The organism is Photobacterium sp. R1 (assembly GCF_054600795.1).
In genome coordinates this window covers 230,414-247,078 of sequence record NZ_BAAHZP010000003.1, presented here as the reverse complement: position 1 = coordinate 247,078, position 16,665 = coordinate 230,414, and the positions used below count along the sequence as shown (strand labels likewise).

General features: G+C 55.3%; 14 protein-coding genes. 4 read left to right on the top strand and 10 right to left on the bottom strand.

Going from position 1 to position 16,665, the window contains the following annotated elements; genetic code table 11:
* Nucleotides 1-237: 237 nt before the first annotated feature.
* The 9 genes from nirD to ACYP03_RS06860 all read right to left on the bottom strand — a co-directional run bounded on the left by nirD (nt 238) and on the right by ACYP03_RS06860 (nt 12,078).
* Nucleotides 238-579: a nitrite reductase small subunit NirD gene (gene nirD / locus ACYP03_RS06900; RefSeq protein ID WP_459779012.1), complete on the bottom strand. Its 342-nt coding sequence runs from the start codon at nt 577-579 to the stop codon at nt 238-240.
* Nucleotides 576-3,104, bottom strand: a complete 2,529-nt coding sequence (gene nirB, locus ACYP03_RS06895; RefSeq protein WP_459779177.1) for a nitrite reductase large subunit NirB — start codon at nt 3,102-3,104, stop codon at nt 576-578. Before nirB ends, nirD begins: the two co-directional genes overlap by 4 nt.
* Nucleotides 3,105-3,142: 38 nt before the next feature.
* On the bottom strand, nt 3,143-3,997 hold the full coding sequence (locus tag ACYP03_RS06890; protein ID WP_459779011.1) for an ABC transporter ATP-binding protein: 855 nt from the start codon (nt 3,995-3,997) through the stop codon (nt 3,143-3,145).
* A 25-nt stretch (nt 3,998-4,022) separates the two neighbouring features.
* Nucleotides 4,023-4,994, bottom strand: coding sequence for an ABC transporter permease (locus ACYP03_RS06885; RefSeq protein WP_459779010.1), 972 nt, complete (start codon nt 4,992-4,994; stop codon nt 4,023-4,025).
* Between the two features lie 12 nt (nt 4,995-5,006).
* Nucleotides 5,007-6,350 (bottom strand): CmpA/NrtA family ABC transporter substrate-binding protein, encoded by a 1,344-nt coding sequence (locus ACYP03_RS06880; RefSeq protein ID WP_459779176.1) that lies wholly within the window; start codon nt 6,348-6,350, stop codon nt 5,007-5,009.
* A gap of 214 nt (nt 6,351-6,564) precedes the next feature.
* Entirely contained in the window at nt 6,565-7,122 is a 558-nt protein-coding gene (locus ACYP03_RS06875; RefSeq protein ID WP_330961213.1) for an ANTAR domain-containing response regulator, read from the bottom strand.
* Nucleotides 7,123-7,217: 95 nt separating this feature from the next.
* On the bottom strand, nt 7,218-8,117 hold the full coding sequence (cobA, locus tag ACYP03_RS06870) for a uroporphyrinogen-III C-methyltransferase (RefSeq protein ID WP_459779009.1): 900 nt from the start codon (nt 8,115-8,117) through the stop codon (nt 7,218-7,220).
* A complete protein-coding gene (locus tag ACYP03_RS06865) occupies nt 8,114-10,846 on the bottom strand; it encodes a nitrate reductase (RefSeq protein WP_459779175.1) in 2,733 nt (910 codons plus the stop codon). The genes cobA and ACYP03_RS06865 overlap by 4 nt, the downstream gene beginning before the upstream one ends.
* Nucleotides 10,847-11,148: 302 nt before the next feature.
* Nucleotides 11,149-12,078: a DMT family transporter gene (locus tag ACYP03_RS06860; protein WP_459779008.1), complete on the bottom strand. Its 930-nt coding sequence runs from the start codon at nt 12,076-12,078 to the stop codon at nt 11,149-11,151.
* Nucleotides 12,079-12,168: 90 nt separating this feature from the next.
* On the opposite strand from ACYP03_RS06860, the gene ACYP03_RS06855 reads away from it, so the two are divergent.
* Nucleotides 12,169-13,068, top strand: coding sequence for a LysR substrate-binding domain-containing protein (locus ACYP03_RS06855; RefSeq protein ID WP_459779007.1), 900 nt, complete (start codon nt 12,169-12,171; stop codon nt 13,066-13,068).
* Between the two features lie 98 nt (nt 13,069-13,166).
* Here the strand turns inward: ACYP03_RS06855 and ACYP03_RS06850 are convergent, their stop codons facing one another.
* Nucleotides 13,167-14,156 (bottom strand): hypothetical protein, encoded by a 990-nt coding sequence (locus tag ACYP03_RS06850; protein ID WP_459779006.1) that lies wholly within the window; start codon nt 14,154-14,156, stop codon nt 13,167-13,169.
* 346 nt (nt 14,157-14,502) lie between these two features.
* On the opposite strand from ACYP03_RS06850, the gene ACYP03_RS06845 reads away from it, so the two are divergent.
* The 3 genes from ACYP03_RS06845 to ACYP03_RS06835 are packed head-to-tail and all read left to right on the top strand — an operon-like array spanning nt 14,503 to nt 16,652.
* Entirely contained in the window at nt 14,503-14,901 is a 399-nt protein-coding gene (locus ACYP03_RS06845; protein ID WP_330961219.1) for a DUF2170 family protein, read from the top strand.
* A complete protein-coding gene (locus ACYP03_RS06840) occupies nt 14,898-15,587 on the top strand; it encodes a PspA/IM30 family protein (protein ID WP_248143197.1) in 690 nt (229 codons plus the stop codon). Before ACYP03_RS06845 ends, ACYP03_RS06840 begins: the two co-directional genes overlap by 4 nt.
* A 36-nt stretch (nt 15,588-15,623) precedes the next feature.
* Nucleotides 15,624-16,652, top strand: a complete 1,029-nt coding sequence (locus ACYP03_RS06835; protein ID WP_459779005.1) for an ion channel — start codon at nt 15,624-15,626, stop codon at nt 16,650-16,652.
* Nucleotides 16,653-16,665 lie beyond the last annotated feature (13 nt).

Sequence of the window (16,665 nt, the reverse complement as noted above, 5' to 3'; positions counted from 1 at the left end):
ATAGATGAGCCGGGATGTAATGGAAAACAGGACTTTCGAAATTTTGAGAGTGTTCAAAATTCATACAAGATCTCAACAAAATTGCAGAGGGTTTCTGGTATTTTGCGGAACTTATGATCAGATAAAATCGTCAATTATTTGACGATCAAATATAAAAATGCCAACCGGTAGCGGTTTCGGCTGGCATTGGATCAGCATAGAAGCTGACCTCTGACTGAGGCAGGTCGCTGTCAGTGATTACATTAATGATGCTGCAGTGTTCACCCACACCTCGTCGTCTTCGACCCTGACCGGCCAGACCCGGACGCGGACTTCCGGCTGTTCAAGACACTGACCCGTGTGCAGACTGAAGTGCTGTTTATAAAGCGGCGATGCCACACTCAATTCGCCCTGGATATCCCCGACAATTCCCCTCGAAATCACAAAGGCCCGGCCAATCGGGTCCCAGTTATCCAGTACAAAAATGCCGGGCTGCTGAGACGGCAGATAAAACAGCGCCAGCTGCGTATCATGGACCATCGCACCCATGCCTGAATTCACAATCAGATCATCCAGATGACAAACTTTCAACCAGCTCATACGCCCTCCTGCTCAGTCTGGCGGGTATTTTCAGGGGACGGCTCAATCATCTGAACCGGAATCCGCTGTCCGCGTTCACGTCGGTAGCCCGGCGAGACCACGTCACCGCTTTCATTCACGAAGCGTCTGAACCGCGCCAGTTTCTCCGGCGTCGACAACGTGGTTTTCCATTCGCACTGAAAAGTCTCCACCACATGCTGCATTTGCTTTTCCAGCTCAGCGTTGATGCCCAGACTATCGTCCACCACCACACTGCGCAGATAGTCCAGCCCGCCCTCAAGGTTCTGTAACCAGACGGATGTCCGTTGCAGCCGGTCGGCGGTACGGACATAGAACATCAGCACCCGGTCGATCAGGGTCACCAGTGCATCAGTTGAGAGATCCGACATCAGCAAATCGGCATGGCGCGGCCGCATCCCGCCATTGCCGCACACATAAAGGTTCCAGCCGTTTTCGGTCGCAATCACACCGATATCTTTACTCTGTGCTTCAGCGCATTCCCGGGTACACCCGGACACCGCAAACTTGAGTTTGTGCGGCGAACGCAGCCCTTTGTAGCGATTCTCCAGCATAATCGCCAGGCCGATTGAATCGTCGACGCCATACCGACACCAGGTCGATCCGACGCAGGATTTCACCGTTCTCAGCGATTTCCCGTAGGCATGGCCGGTCTCAAATCCGGCATCAATCAGGGCCTGCCAGATATCCGGCAACTGTTCGAGCTGTGCCCCGAACAAATCAACCCGCTGACCACCGGTGATCTTGGTATAGAGATCGTATTTTCTGGCGACTTCCCCTAAAACAATCAGCTTCTCCGGCGTAATTTCCCCGCCCGGAATCCGGGGCACCACAGAATAACTGCCGTCTTTCTGAATGTTGGCCAGAAAAGCGTCATTGGTATCCTGCAATGGCTGATGCTGAGGTTCGAGCACATGTTCATTCCACAACGATGCAAAAATCGAGGCGGCCGCAGGCTTGCATACATCGCAGCCCATGCCCTGACCGTGCCGGGCGATCAAGTCGTCAAACTGTTTGATTTGTCCCACCTGCACCAGATGGAACAGCTCCTGACGGGTATAAGCGAAATGCTCACAGAGATGGTTGCTGACTTCCATGCCCAGTGCCGCGAGTTCCTCATCCAGAATCGACTTCACCATGGTGCTGCAACCACCGCAGCCTGTCCCGGCCTTGGTGCAGCTTTTTAGTTCAGACAGGTCGTGAGTCCCTGCCTGCACCGCAGCCGTAATCTCTCCCCGGGTCACGTGATGACAGGCACAGACAATCGCCCCGGCATCTTTGCTGCCCTGCAACGCAGAACAGTCAAACAGCAACTCAGCCGGATGTGCAGGCAGCGGCATGCCGTTGAGGTAACATTGCAGCAGGGCATCATAATCCTGATTGTCCCCGATCAGAATCGCGCCCAGCAGCTTGTCTCCGGTGTCATTGACCACCAGTTTTTTGTACACCCCGGCACGCATGTCCTGGAACACCATTTCCTGACAGCCTTCGCCCTGACCGAGCGAGTTCCCGATGGCAGACACGTCCACGCCCATGAGTTTGAGTTTGGTGCTCATGTCCGCGCCACTGAAGGTGCTGTCGCCCCCTAAGATCTGATCCGCTGCAATCCGCGCCATGCTGTAACCCGGTGCCACCAGCCCGAAAATCCGTTGCTGCCACAACGCACATTCACCGATAGCGTAAATATTGGGATCGCTGGTCTGACAGGCATCGTTAATGATGATGCCGCCACGCTCGCCAATCGCCAGTCCGCACTGACGGGCCAGTGTATCCTGCGGGCGGATCCCGGCGGAAAACACAATCACATCCACTTCCAGTGGCGCATGCTCCTGAAAGTTCATCCGGTGAAAAGCGGTTTCACCGTCCGTAATCCCCGTCGTTGCCCGACTGGTGTGCACCTGAACACCCAGTTCACTGACTTTACTTTTCAGCAGTGCACTCCCGGCATCATCAATCTGAACCGGCATCAGTCGTGGCGCAAATTCCACCACATGGGTTTCAAGCCCCAGCAGACGCAGCGCATTAGCCGCCTCCAGCCCCAGCAACCCGCCGCCGACGACCGCGCCGGTTTTCGCACCGGCACAGGCTGTTTTGATGGCAGACAGGTCATTGAGCGTCCGGTAAACAAAACAGTTGTCTCTGTCGCTGCCCTGCACCGGTGGCACAAAAGGATAAGAGCCGGTCGCCAGCACCAGTTTGTCATAGGCAAGCTGACTGTCACTGGCTAACGTGACACGCTGTTTTTCGCGGTCAATGCCGACCACCTGCTCTCCCAGCAACAACTCAATGCCATTGTCCTGATACCACTGCTCGTTGCTCAGCAGCAGATCCTGATGCTCACTGCCGGAAAACAGGGACGACAGATGAACCCGGTCGTAAGCGACAAAGCGTTCTTCGCCCAGCACAATAATCTGGTAAGACTGATGCGCATTTTGGGCCACCAGTTGTTCGATGAAGTGGTGGCCGACCATGCCGTTGCCCACCACCAGTAATTTTTCGCGTTGCATCAACATCATGCTCTCCTGAACTGTGTTTGGGTCCCGAATCAGGCCACTTTTTCGTTGCGGTTTTTCTCTGACACCGGCTTTGAAACCGAATCCGGTTCCGGAATCGGCGCCACTTTGCGCTGCTTCTCGTACAGAAAACGCAGCACACTCTGCCGAAGACGCTGATAATCCGGAGCATCCGCCAGCGCGACCCGATCCCGGGGACGTGGCAGGCTGATCTCCAGCACTTCGCCAATGGTGGCCTCGGGGCCGTTACTCATCATCACAATGCGATCCGACAGCAGCACGGCTTCGTCCACGTCGTGAGTGATCATGATGACGGTGTTCTTCAGCTCAGCCTGAATCGCCATCAGCGCATCCTGTAAATGTGCCCGGGTCAGGGCATCCAGTGCCCCAAAGGGTTCATCCATCAGCAGCACTTTCGGCTGCATCGCCAGCGCCCGGGCAATACCGACCCGTTGCTTCATGCCGCCGGAAATTTCATCCGGCCGTTTGTCATGGGCATGGTCCATGTGCACCAGTTGCAGGTAGTGCATCACCTCATCCCGAACCGCTGCTGACGTTTTACCTTTGCTGACCTGTTTCACCGCCAGTTCAACGTTCTGATACACCGTCAGCCAGGGCAGCAACGCGTGATTCTGAAACACGACCGCCCGCTCGGGACCGGGACCGGAAATTTCCCGCCCTTCCAGAATGACGCCGCCATCCGTCGCATCCAGCAGCCCGGCGACCAGATTCAGTACCGTGGACTTACCGCAGCCTGAGTGACCAATCAGAGAGATGAATTCGCCTTTCTCAATGCTGAAATTCACGTCTTTCAGTGCCACAAACTCACCGTTGGGCGTCGGGAAGCGCATCCCCAGATAACTGAGTAGTAAATATTCACGAGACATGCTTTTCTCCTTGTGCTCAGCCGGCTCAGTGCTGGCTCAGCTGTTGATTCCATGAAAAATGACGCTGCAAACTGAGCATGCTCCGATCGAGCAGCAGACCGATGAAACCAATGGTGACCACGGCCACCATGATCCGGCCTAAGGATGCGGCACTGCCGTTCTGGAATTCATCCCAGACAAACTTGCCCAGCCCCGGATTCTGCGCCAGCATTTCAGCAGCAATCAGCACCATCCAGGCCACCCCCAGCGACAAACGCAGACCGGTAAACACCATCGGCACGGAGGAGGGCAACACGATGGTGCGCACATGCTGCCAGCGAGAAAGTTTGAGCACCCGGCTGACATTGAGCAGATCCTGATCCACGCTTGTCACACCGACTGCCGTGTTAATCAGCGTCGGCCACAGGCTGCACATCGCCACCGTAAAGAGGGAGTTGAGAAAAGATTTGGCAACCCGCGGATCGTCACTGACATACAGCGCACTGACCACCATGGTGACAATCGGCAGCCAGGCCAGCGGTGAGACCGGTTTCAGCAGCTGGATCACCGGGTTCAATGCGGCATACAGCCCTTGGTTCAGTCCGAGCACAATGCCCGCCGGAATGGCAATCGCAGTCGCCAGCAGAAATCCGGCCATCACCGTCAGTAAACTGGTGCCGATCTGGTCGAAGAAGGTCGGTTTCCCGGTGTATTCCCGGACACGGACTTCAGCCTGCGGGTTCTGAGCCAGCTTTGCGGCATTGCGCTTATCCTGACGCGCATAAAATGCAGCCTCACGATCCCGTTCATGCTGGTGTTCCGCGACCAGATTGGTGAACTGCTGCCAGGTCTGTACCGGTCCCGGCAGTGTGCCCAGAGAGGTCTGCACTTGACTGGCCGCCAGATGCCAGAGCAGCAGGAAGACGACAATGCCCAACAGCGGCAGTGCCAGCGCCCGGCTGTGCTGGATCACCCGCGCCGGTTTCGGCAATGCAGGCAACGTGATGATGGAAGCCATAAGCCATCCTCCTTAAAGTTTGTCGTTGCCTTTCAGACCAATCGCGAACTGATTGAGGTACGCATTGGGCTGATGGCCGTCAAAGGTGATCTGATCGATAAATCCGTTCTGCGGCGGCCGGAAACCGTCTTCCTTGTCGAAATCAGGAAAATCAGCCGCTTTCATCTTGCCTTCGACAATCAGGGCTTCGGCAGCCTGCCGGTAAATCTCCGGTCGGTAGACCTGCTTCGCGATGGACTGGTACCAGTCGTCAGGTTTGGCTTCAGGGATCTGACCCCAGCGACGCATCTGCGTCAGTGTCCAGACGGCATCGCTGTAGTAGGGATACGTTGCGTTGTAACGGAAAAACACATTGAAGTCCGGCGCCGGGCGTTTGTCTCCTTTTTCGTACTCAAAGGTGCCGGTCATACTGTTGGCAATCAACTTCGCATCGGCACCGACATACTGGCTGCGAGCCAGCATCCTGACAGCCGCTTCACGGTTGGCATTGTTCTTCTCATCCAGCCAGTGAGCTGCACGGATCAGCGCTTTCACAACCCGGATATGGGTGTTGGGATAGGCATCGGCCCAGGCCTGACTGACCCCGAAAACTTTCTCCGGGTTATTCCGCCAGATGTCGTAATCCGTAATCACAGGCACACCAATCCCTTTGAAAACGGCCTGCTGATTCCACGGCTCACCCACGCTGTAGCCCTGAATGGTTGCCGCTTCGAGGGTGGCGGGCATTTGCGGTGGTGGTGTCACACTCAGCAGCACATCCGCCTGTTGCTGACCGCTGTTGTCACCATGAATCGGGTCGTAATAGCCGGGGTGGATACCCCCTGCGGCCAGCCAGTAACGCAGCTCATAATTGTGGGTCGACACCGGGAAAACCATGCCCATCTTGAACGGCTTGCCCGCCGCCTGATAAGACGCAATCACAGGCTTGAGCAGATCCGCTTTCACCGGGTGCCTGGGCTTTCCGTCGGCGGTTTTCGCCACCTGCGGTTTCATGGCTTCCCACACGTGATTGGCCACCGTGATCGCATTACCGTTGAGATCCATACTGAACGCAGTCACTACATTAGCCTGGGTGCCAATGCCAATGGTGGCACCAATCGGCTGCCCGGCCAGCATATGGGCGCCGTCGAGTTCACCGTCGATCACCCGGTCCAGCAGCACTTTCCAGTTCGCCTGTGCTTCCAGCGTGACGTACAGTCCTTCGTCTTCAAAAAAGAAGTTTTCATAGGCTACCGCCAGCGGTGCCATGTCCGTCAGCTTAATAAAGCCGAATTTCAGCTCATCTTTTTCCGGCGGTCCGACCTTGGCCAGTACCGGCACCGACAGCAGACTGGCACTGACAGTGCCAGCAATCATCCAGTGCTTCACGCTTTTCATCGTTCACCCTCTTCCATACTTGTGAAATCCAATTCGCTCAAAACAAAAAAACGCCGCTCCCCGGCGGGGAAGCAGCGTTGCCTGATTCATCAATTCTGTGTCTCAATTTGCTTATTGTGTCGCCTGTTGTCTGGCCTGCAGGCTGACCTGCTTAGAGATGGCGACAATACGTACCATCAGCAGCCTCAACCGGCTATCGGTTCAGACTGATCAGTAAGTTCTTCGCAATCTGTCCCAGACTCTGACTCTGTTGCATCGCCGCATTGCGAAGCAGTTTGTAAGCCTCGGATTCATCCAGCCCGTGCAGCTTCATCAGCAGCCCTTTGGCCTGCTCAATCAAGCGCCGCTCCTCCAGCCGTCGGTTCAGAGTGACCAGCTCCTTTTTAAGCTGACACTGTGCCTGCCGGACCTGCCATGCCCTTTCTACCCACACACTCAGCGCCGTTGCCGAGTCACCGGGTAAAAGCACATAACCATTGGGTCCGGGCAGCCGGTGAATATCCTGAGGTTCCAGCTGGCGAACCATGACCACCAGCGGCCAGCCCAGACAACCGGCCTGCTCCACCATCTGCCGTAATTCGGCATCTGCTCTGGCCCAGCTGATCACCAGAACTCCGCTTTGCGCCTGACTGACCAGCGCCGCAAACTGACGGAAACCACAGCCAGTCACGTCATCATAAGCAGCGGCCAGCTGTCCCGTCAGACTGGCCTGCTCCCGGGTGCAGTCACTGCACACCACGATCTTTTTCATGTCTGGCTTCACCATGATCACCGACTTCCCTGTACACGACGATTCAACACACCGTTCTGTTATGAAGAAGCAAGCAACCAGCCAGTTCGTCAGAATCAGCCGTAAAATACCCCTTTAGGGTTAGCCCTTCTGGCTTCGTCGCACATAAGTGCCTGATTCAGCGTCGCGCGCAATGCAACGACATCGCCCATGATCAGCAAAGCCGGAGACTGTCCCTTCAGCGTCTGCCCCAGTTTGGTGAGATTGCCCAATGACGACACATGCACCTGCTCATCGGGGGTACAGCCTTTAATGACCACAGCCAGCGGTGTGTCTTTGTGCAAACCGCCGAGCGTGAGACCGCTCTGAATTTCCCGGGCCTGTTCCAGCCCCATGTAAAAGACAATCGTCTGCCCGGCCCCGATCAACTGCGCCCAGGCGGGCAGCGCCCCGGACACCACATGACCGGTCACCAGCGTGACCGAACGGGACATTTCCCGGTGGGTGAGCGGAATCGACGTCGACGCCGCACATCCAATCGCGGCTGTTATTCCGGGCACGAATTCAAAGGAAATTGCTTTTGCGGCCAGCGCCAGACCCTCTTCACCCCCCCGGCCGAAAATCAGCGGATCACCGCCTTTTAACCGGACGACATAGCGTCCTGTCTCTGCTTTGTCGATCAAGAGCTGATTGATCGCTTCCTGTTTCATGCTGGGCTGCCCGCAACGCTTGCCCACGTAGATCAGCTCAGCCTCCGGATTCGCCATCGCCAGAATCGCATCGCTGACCAGACGGTCATACACCAGCACTTCTGCCTGCTGAATCGCTTTCAGCGCTTTCAGAGTCAGCAGCTCCGGATCGCCGGGACCGGCGCCGACCAGACTGACGGCTGGCTGATCATGAGCAGAGAAACAGGTACGGACCGGCTGAATAGCACTGACCGTCCCCTTTATTTCAGTGCCGTTTGTAATGGTGTCGTGTGTTTTGTTCACCGTTGTTGTGCTGTCCGTGCTCATGCCTGCTCTCCTTCTGTGACGGATGATGCCCTGACCGGCAATGCGCCTGCCCTCAGTTCGGGCTGGTCTGTCGTTTGCTGTTTCAACAGCGATTGCACTTCTCCCAGACAAGACCCGCAGTTGGTGCCGCATTTCAGTTGTGTCTGTAAACCATGCAGACTGGTGATGCCGTCCTGCTCAATGGCTTTGAGGATTTGCCGGTCCGAGACTCTGAAACAACTGCACACCAGTCTGGATGGTGTCTGCCCCTGTGACGTCAGGGCCACAAATGCACGCAAAAACATCCGGACTGAAAAGGTCCCATCAAACAAAGCAGTATAAGGCTGGGGATCGAACGACAGTGGCTGCTCACTGACCAGACAGAAAGCTTTCAGTCTGTCGCCTTTCATCTGCAGCCCCGCCCAGCGATTGGGCCCTGAGCCGATTTCATCCAATACCAGCATTTGTTCTGATTGATCACAGAGATGGACTTTCGCGAGCGGTACCTTGCAGGCAAACCGCCAGAAGTGAACCCGTTCGCCGGTCTGAAAACTGAAATAGTCGGTCTCAAACGGAGGCGGCTGCTGACCCATCCACACCCCGTAACTGGCCACTTCAGCCGCCGATACGGAAACGGCGGCTGATTTAAACGCAGGCTGCCCCGAGACCGGGTCAACCACAGGAGCCACCATCTGATTCACCCGGCTGTCAAAACCAAACCGTCCGGCCCAGTGCATCGACATAAAGAGCTGCTTCGCCGACAGACCGTCATCCAGTGCCAGCTTCGCCAGAAGGGTCTGTCCCGCATGATTCAGGCTGACCAGTTGCCCAGCGTTGAACTGATGTTTCCGGGCCGACAACGGGTGCATGTAAACCGTCGGTTCGCTCTCACTTTCAGCCAGCCGGGCAATATGACCGGTCCGGGTCATGGTGTGCCACTGGTCGCGCTGACGCCCGGTATTCAGCCACCAGCGCTCTGCCAGCTCACCCCCTGCATCCTGAGTCAACGCAGGGAGCACAAAATGGGCCCGTCCGCTGACGGTAGGAAACCGGCCGTCACTGAACAGATGCGAGGGTCTTCCCAGCGGCCAGCGCTGCGGCTGCCAGTTGGCATATTCTTCGTCCGACATCGATGCCAGTTCTGAAATATCAAACAGATATGGCGCATGGCGGTTAATCCCACTCAGTGCCGCGTATTCCCGGTACACATCCGCCACGCTGGCAAAATCAAAACCGTGAAACCCCATAGCCTGCGCCACCTCACAAATCGCCCGCCAGTCGGCTTTGGCCTCGCCCGGCGGGGGCAGAAAAGCCCGCTGCCGAGACATCATGCGTTCAGAGTTCGTCACCATGCCGTCTTTTTCGCCCCAGCCGGCAGCCGGTAACAGCACATCGGCAAAGGCCGCAGTATCCGCATCCGGCGAAATATCCGAGACCACCACACAGTCGCACCGGGATAAGGCTTCTGCAACTTTGCGGCTGTCCGGCAGAGACACCACAGGATTGGTCGCAATCACCCAGACAAACTTCACCTTGCCTTCATACATGGCCTCAAAGAGATCGACGGCTTTCCGGCCCGGCCGGGTCGCCATCTTCGGCGCCTGCCAGAACTCACCGACCGCCTGCACCGAATCCGCATCAAAGCCCCGGTGGACAGCCAGCTGATTCGCCAGTCCGCCCACCTCCCGGCCCCCCATGGCATTCGGCTGTCCGGTCAGCGAAAACGGCCCGGCACCGGGCTTGCCGATCCGGCCGGTTGCCAGATGACAGTTGATGATCGCGTTGGCTTTGTCTGTTCCGCTGGCCGACTGATTGATGCCCTGACAAAACAGTGTCAGAGTCTCGGGGGCGTCTTTAAAAAGAGTGAAAAAATCATGGAGCAACGTCCGGCTCAGGCCCAGTGCGTCGGCACAGGCCATCAGCCGGTATTGTTCATGGCGAAGTTCCTCTGCCAAAGCTTCATATCCCTGACAGTGCGCCTCGATAAATGTCTGATCCAGCGCCTGATGATCCTTCAGGTAACGCAACAGGCCGTGAAACAGCAGCACGTCGCCATCATTCGCAATCTGCAGGTGTAAATCGGCCTGCGCCGCCGTTGTGGTGCGTCTGGGATCAATCACCACCAGTCGTAAATCCGGATTGGCTTCTCTGGCCTGCTGAATCCGGCGAAACAGCACCGGGTGTGTCCAGGCCGTATTCGCCCCCACAATCACTATCAGTCCCGCTTTATCAATGTCCTCGTAATGCACAGGCACCAGATCTTCCCCGAATGCACGATTATGCGCAGCAACGGCAGAAGACATACATAACCGGGAATTGGTATCGAGATTCGCAGTGCCGATAAACCCCTTCATCAGCTTGTTGGCGACATAATAATCTTCGGTCAGCAACTGGCCGGAAACGTACATGGCCACGCTGTCCGGACCATGCTCAGCAACGGTCTGCATCAGCTTTTCAGCAATCACCGCAGTGGCCTGTGTCCAGCTCACTTCCTCCCCGTGAACACGGGGATACAGCAAGCGGTTCGGAAGACTCAGACTTTCTTTCAGCGCCGCTCCCTTGACACACAAAGCGCCCCAGTTGGCCGGATGGGACGGATCGCCCGACACCTCCGCTATCATTTTCAGATTGCCCGACGGGTGCCGGTACTGAATGCTGACCCCGCAACCCACGCCACAATAAGGGCAGGCAGATTGTACCGCCGGTTTCCCATCCGGCTGCTGCCGGCAACCTGAACACGGCTCGGCCATGCTGCTCATACGCGTCTCCTTCGCGGTACTGCCACCGCAACCTGCAGGCATAAAAAAAGCCACGTCCCCGGGAAAGGACGTGGCAGCAATGCCTAAAACCAAAGTATTAAGTGTTGAATGTCGTGTACGGTGTTAAACCTGCATGATGTGTGCCAGATTCAGGGTTAATGCTTAATTCATTAAAAATCAACAAGATAAATCAAAACCTGTCATTCCAATCGCCGTCACCGCTCTGCAATAAGACCTGATCCGGTGCATCCCTGCACAGCCTTGGTGAAACCATCATGGCGGGTTTATCCGTGTCAGCCGTGTTGATTCAGCCGCATCTCCCGTTGCTTCAGCCATACGGGACCAAAGGTGTTCATCAATGTCGCCAATACAATCAGGCTGATCCCCAGCACCTTATTCCATGCCAGACTCTGCTCGAAGAAAAGCACCTGCCAAATCAGTGCGAAGATCAGATTGGTGAAAATCAGGGGGGCCAGCACCGAACCTGAGGCCACCAGACGATAAGCTTTCACGCGAAACACCTGGGTATTCACGATGCACACGGTCAGCAATAGCAGCGCAGGCAATATCATCGACTGCATATCGGTGATCAGCTGCCAGCTTGTTGCCAGCTGCTGATGGTCATGGGTAAACAGCACCAGCGGCAACAGCATCAGACTTGCCAGCGTAAAGCACCAGGCATTCAGCCCGACTGCCGACATCGTGCCTTTGCTGACCCGGTACAGACTGACTTGCGAACCGGCATTGAACACCCCGGCGGCGACTCCGACCAGAAGTTCAGGCCGCAGGGTAAACCCGCCCGCCTGACCCGCCATGAGCACAACCCCCAGAAAAGTGATGGTCAGATTCATGACCGTCATGGGTGGAACCCGAGCCTGAAATAACAGTTTTTCTAACACTGGAATGAAAAGCGGGCCGGTACTGAACAGCACCACAGTTTCCACCAGACTCAGGTGGCTGATCGCAAACAGGAAACAAAGCTGTGCCGCCGCAACACAAAAGCCGCGAATGGCGAGAGACTGCCAGAGTTTTTTGCTGTCGGGTACGGCCCACTGCGTCAGTGACATCAGCCAGAAAAACAACACAGCGGGCAGTGCAAAGCGCAGCAGGCTGAGCATTTCAATACTGAAATGCTCGCTCAGCAATTTGGTAATCAGCCCGTTCACCGACAGGCTAAAGGTGGAAGCCAGCATCAAAAAGAGGGGACGTAAATCTGTGTTCATGAGGACTCCTTAGCTGGTGAGGAGTCTAACGGGGTTACAATTGAGAAAAAAGCGAATAATATTAACCAAAATGGTTAGAAAAACTTACAGATGAAAAAGCACATTCCCCTGAAATCCATTTATGCATTTGTCGCCGTTGCCGAAACCGGCAGCATGACCGAGGCCGCCGAAGTGCTGAGCGTCAGCCATTCCGCGATCAGCCAGGCGATTAAATCACTGGAAAGTCAGCTCGGACTGCCCTTATTTCAGCGGGTCGGACGCCGGGTGGAACTGAACCGGAACGGCCGTAAGTATTACCGTCAGGTCGCCCCGGCACTGGAACAGATTGTGGCAGCCGGCGAGGCTTTACAACAGCAGCACCAGCATCGGCTGACCCTGAATATGGTGAACTCGCTGGCACTGCACTGGTGGATCCCGCGCGTGCCCGAATTTCAGGCGCTGGCCCCGCATATTGATATCCGGATTTCGACTTTAACCCATGTGTTTGATCTGGAAAGAGAAGGGGTTGATGCCGCCCTCATTCACGGTCGCTCCGATGACTGGAAAGGCTATCACTGCGAAAAATTAGGGGATGACGAGTTGATTCTGGTCTGTGCGCCTGCGCTGCTCAACGGACAGCAGTTTCAGGCGCCAGAGGACATCCTGTCACACTTTCCGCCGATTTTTGTCACCAATCCCAGACGCCAGCACGACTGGCAAATCTGGTGCGACGCCAGCCAACAGGCCGTTCCTTCCCGGCAACGCAACCTGTGCTTCACCACATCTGCGCATGCCATCCAGGCCGCGTTACGCGGCCTCGGTGTACTGGTGACGCACAAACTCTTTGTCAGAGATGATATCCGGCAAGGTCTGTTGCAGGAGATCGGGCCCGCCGTACTCAACCCCAGTCAGGCATATCATTTCGTCTGCCCCAAAGAGAAACTGACGCAGGAAAGCGTTCTGACTCTGCGGTCCTGGCTACGCAGCGAATTTCAGCACAAAGACAGTTGATTCGCTTTGCCACACAACGAAGCTGAACTGCGCCCGGCCTGAACTTGTGTCCGGTTGTTTGAGCGCACTTTGAAAATGCCGCAACGGTTCTTTTCTGCTCATTCCCCCAAGATCAGATGAACATGATCTGAAAAGAGGAAGCTGCCCAGCAGCATTGAATGATTTTTGCTGCCGTCGGAATAATCCAGATAAAACCGCACCAGTAAATAACCAGCAGCGTCTCCCGTGCCCAAATCCAGAATATTGAGCGGGACTTCAATGGCTTTATCATGCTGGCTGCCCAATGTAACCGGTTCGGTCAGTGACACCTGATTATCTTCGTCCGGTCCGAGGCTAAATCCATTGGCAGGGATTGCCAGTCTGGACGGCAGATGCTCACCCTGGTAATCGTTCTGTGGCGGTGAAGTTACAACAAAGACCCGTTCACTCCGCAACGCATTCAGCGTCGCCTTAAGCGCGCCCCGGTTAGAAAAAGTGAACCGCAGCGTCGGTTGCAAACCGGTATTGATGACCTCTTCCACGTACACGACGGGCTGAGGCAAATCACTTAACGGCATATTGATTAAAGCGCCCTTCTCGTCATAGCGGTAGTAATGAGCAATCCCGTCATCATGGGTATAAACGTCCAGCCGGGAGATCAGGCTCCCTTCTGCCTGCGGGTCACGGGAAATCCGGTAAATATAGAGCGCATTGTTCAGTGGATTCGCCTTCAGCAGCCCCGACACTTCCAGTTTTGACGGCGGCTGAAAGCCTTCAGTCAGATCCGTATGCTGCAGATAACCGGGATCGCCGCACAGCAGCCAGGCTGGCAGCATAGACGTCCAGCGCTGGCACTCACCACCCAGCGTTTCATCTCCGCCATCGGAACGCTCTGCAATCAGCGCATCGTACTCTTTCTGGCTCATGGCAATCAGTTCCGGCTTCAGGAAGACGGACTTATCATCGGAAAACGGAGCCAGTTCAATACTGGTCAGATGAAGTTCTGCGGGCCGGGTATGATAGGTATAGTAGTTGAGCACCACGGCCCCCAGGATCATGGCAATGATGAGCGGCAAGATGAACCGCAACAGCAGATTTTTTTTGGTCATAGCGATCACTCAGCAGACAGACCACGGAAACTGCTGCTAAGTATAGCTTCATGCGATTGATACGACTTCATGGCCGGGAGGAGCAGGCAAAAGGCTCTTTCACGCCCTGAAAGTTCAGCTACACATCACAAAACAACACTTTACCTGTAAAAAAACGGCTTTAGTTTATGTGTTCAAAGGCATAATCTGTCGCCCAAACACCTTATATTAACGGTGAGCTTATTATCATCCGAAAAATCCGGCTCACTTTTGTACGAGTCAGGAACTTCATCGGGTGAAATCAGTCGAAAGCCTTTGTGTGACTCGGTCACAAGGTTTCTTTTTTCTTAACCTAAGGATGCTGACTATGTGGCAACTTTCCGATCTGGCTCCCCTGCTGTCTGAACATGATGGCTGGCAAGTCGAATTACAGGGTCAAGCACTGCTGATCCGCAATGAAGATAACATCGAAGCCTTTCTGGCAGTCTCCGGTGAACAGATCCTGGTCGAGGTTGTTCTGTTCGATGCCGCTCAAGTCAAAGATACAGACGCACTCAACAACGAAATCCTGCGGACCCATAAGATGTTCCCGCTGTCGACCATCGGCATCAACAGCATCAACGGTAACGATTACTACATTGCCTTTGGTTCACTGTCTTCCCAGTCCAAAGCAGAAAGCGTGGTTATTGAAGTGGCAACGCTGTTCCGCAACGTAGAAGCCTTTATCGATCTCTATCAGGATTACCTCAAGGAGCAAACCGCATGAGTGTCTGGAAAAAACTGTTCACTGCAATCAAAGGTGGTGCGAACGAAGCGGCTGAAGCTGTTGTAGACAGCCAGGCGCTGCGTATCCTGGATCAGGAAATTCGTGACGCCAAAACTGAACTGCGCCGTTCCGACGAAGCACTGGTGGGTATTGTTGCCAAGCGCAAGCTTTCCCAGCAGAAAGTGGAAAGTTTCAACCTGGGTATCGCTGAATACGAAGGTTATGCCCGCAACGCCATGGAAAAAGGTCAGCAGGATCTGGCACTGGAATGTGCACAGAAGGTTGCAAATCTGCGTAACGAGCAGCAGACCGAGCAAACCTATCTGGAACAGTTCTCCCGTTCTGAACAGTCCCTGCGTGCAAACATTGCACAGGCCAAAGACAAACTGCGTCAGCTGGAACAGCAAGTTGATGTCGTGAAGGCAACCGAAGCGGTTCAAAAAGCACAGTCCTCCGTTTCTGCCAGTCAGGTCGGCGCCAACACGAAAATGCACACCGCGGTTTCCTCTCTGGAGCGTATTAAACAGCGCCAGACTGAAAAAGCCGCACAGCTGGAAGCTGCATCTGAAATGGCAGCAGAACAATCCGGCAGTGCACTGGAGAAAAAACTTGCCGACGCAGGTCTCAAGAGCGGCGGACAAGGTTCTGCTGAAGATGAGCTGGCTCGCATTCTCGGTCGCCAGTAAGGGAACAACGTTCCCCAAAGGATTGAGGAGAAAGGCATGTCAATCTGGTTGTGGGTCCGCCGTTGGGCCCATCAACAATTCAATCAACTCACTGGTCGCAACCTGCTCATCACGCTGCTCGTCTACATCGGAGCAAGCTGGTTACTCCTTGAACTGGCTGGAGAGCAAGCACTTACACATTCACTCAGCCGCTTCGTTTACTACCTGGTCGTCACCGCGTCCACCGTCGGTTATGGTGACTATTCACCGGAATCTGCTGCGGGTCAGTGGGTCGTCGCCCTGTTTGTGATTCCGGGCGGCCTGGGGTTATTCGCCATTGGCATTGGCCGTCTGGCCACGATGTTTATGAGTTACTGGAAGAGCGGTCTGCTCGGCAATCGGAGAATCAACGTGGAGAACCATATTCTGGTACTCGGCTGGAACAACCAGCGCACCCTGCACCTGATCCAGATGTTGCAGCACGAAGAGCGCACTCGCCGCCATATCGTGCTTTGCGTCCGTCCTGAAATGGAAAACCCGCTACCGGGCGAAATCGACTTTGTCCGCGTCACCAGCTTTACTGACACCCAGAGCATGGACAAAGCCGGGATCAGCAAAGCCAGCTGTATCATCATTGATAACGCTGAAGATGATGTCACCCTGGCAGCCGCGCTGTATTGCGCCAGCCGTAACCCAAACGCGCACCTGCTGGCTTATTTCAATGATGAAGCACTCAGTGACCTGCTGAAAAGTCATTGTCCGAATGCCGAGTGTATTCCTTCCGTGGCTGTCGAGATGCTCGCAAAAGCGGCCGTCGACCCCGGCTCCAGCGGCTTACACCACGAACTGCTCAGCACCCACCATGGCATGACACAGTACGCGGTGCGCTTCCCGGAAAGCATGGCGCCCACGCCCATCAGCAAACTGTTCAGCCAGTTTAAAGAACAGCATGATGCCACGCTGATTGCTATCGACCGCGGTCAGGGCATTGAGCTGAATCCACCGCTGAATCTGGACGTCACACCCGGCACCAATATTTTCTACATCGCCGATGAGCGGGTAGACCACTTTAACTGGCCTGCATAATCGGATAAGGAGA

Coding starts and splice junctions, on each gene's coding strand:
- nirB (WP_459779177.1), bottom strand. CDS start 3,104: ATGCAACGCGAAAAATTACTGGTGGTGGGCAACGGCATGGTCGGCCAC.
- ACYP03_RS06835 (WP_459779005.1), top strand. CDS start 15,624: ATGTCAATCTGGTTGTGGGTCCGCCGTTGGGCCCATCAACAATTCAAT.
- ACYP03_RS06880 (WP_459779176.1), bottom strand. CDS start 6,350: ATGATTGCTGGCACTGTCAGTGCCAGTCTGCTGTCGGTGCCGGTACTG.
- ACYP03_RS06850 (WP_459779006.1), bottom strand. CDS start 14,156: ATGACCAAAAAAAATCTGCTGTTGCGGTTCATCTTGCCGCTCATCATT.
- ACYP03_RS06885 (WP_459779010.1), bottom strand. CDS start 4,994: ATGGCTTCCATCATCACGTTGCCTGCATTGCCGAAACCGGCGCGGGTG.
- ACYP03_RS06875 (WP_330961213.1), bottom strand. CDS start 7,122: ATGAAAAAGATCGTGGTGTGCAGTGACTGCACCCGGGAGCAGGCCAGT.
- ACYP03_RS06865 (WP_459779175.1), bottom strand. CDS start 10,846: ATGGCCGAGCCGTGTTCAGGTTGCCGGCAGCAGCCGGATGGGAAACCG.
- ACYP03_RS06890 (WP_459779011.1), bottom strand. CDS start 3,997: ATGTCTCGTGAATATTTACTACTCAGTTATCTGGGGATGCGCTTCCCG.
- ACYP03_RS06840 (WP_248143197.1), top strand. CDS start 14,898: ATGAGTGTCTGGAAAAAACTGTTCACTGCAATCAAAGGTGGTGCGAAC.
- cobA (WP_459779009.1), bottom strand. CDS start 8,117: ATGAGCACGGACAGCACAACAACGGTGAACAAAACACACGACACCATT.
- nirD (WP_459779012.1), bottom strand. CDS start 579: ATGAGCTGGTTGAAAGTTTGTCATCTGGATGATCTGATTGTGAATTCA.
- ACYP03_RS06855 (WP_459779007.1), top strand. CDS start 12,169: ATGAAAAAGCACATTCCCCTGAAATCCATTTATGCATTTGTCGCCGTT.
- ACYP03_RS06860 (WP_459779008.1), bottom strand. CDS start 12,078: ATGAACACAGATTTACGTCCCCTCTTTTTGATGCTGGCTTCCACCTTT.
- ACYP03_RS06845 (WP_330961219.1), top strand. CDS start 14,503: ATGTGGCAACTTTCCGATCTGGCTCCCCTGCTGTCTGAACATGATGGC.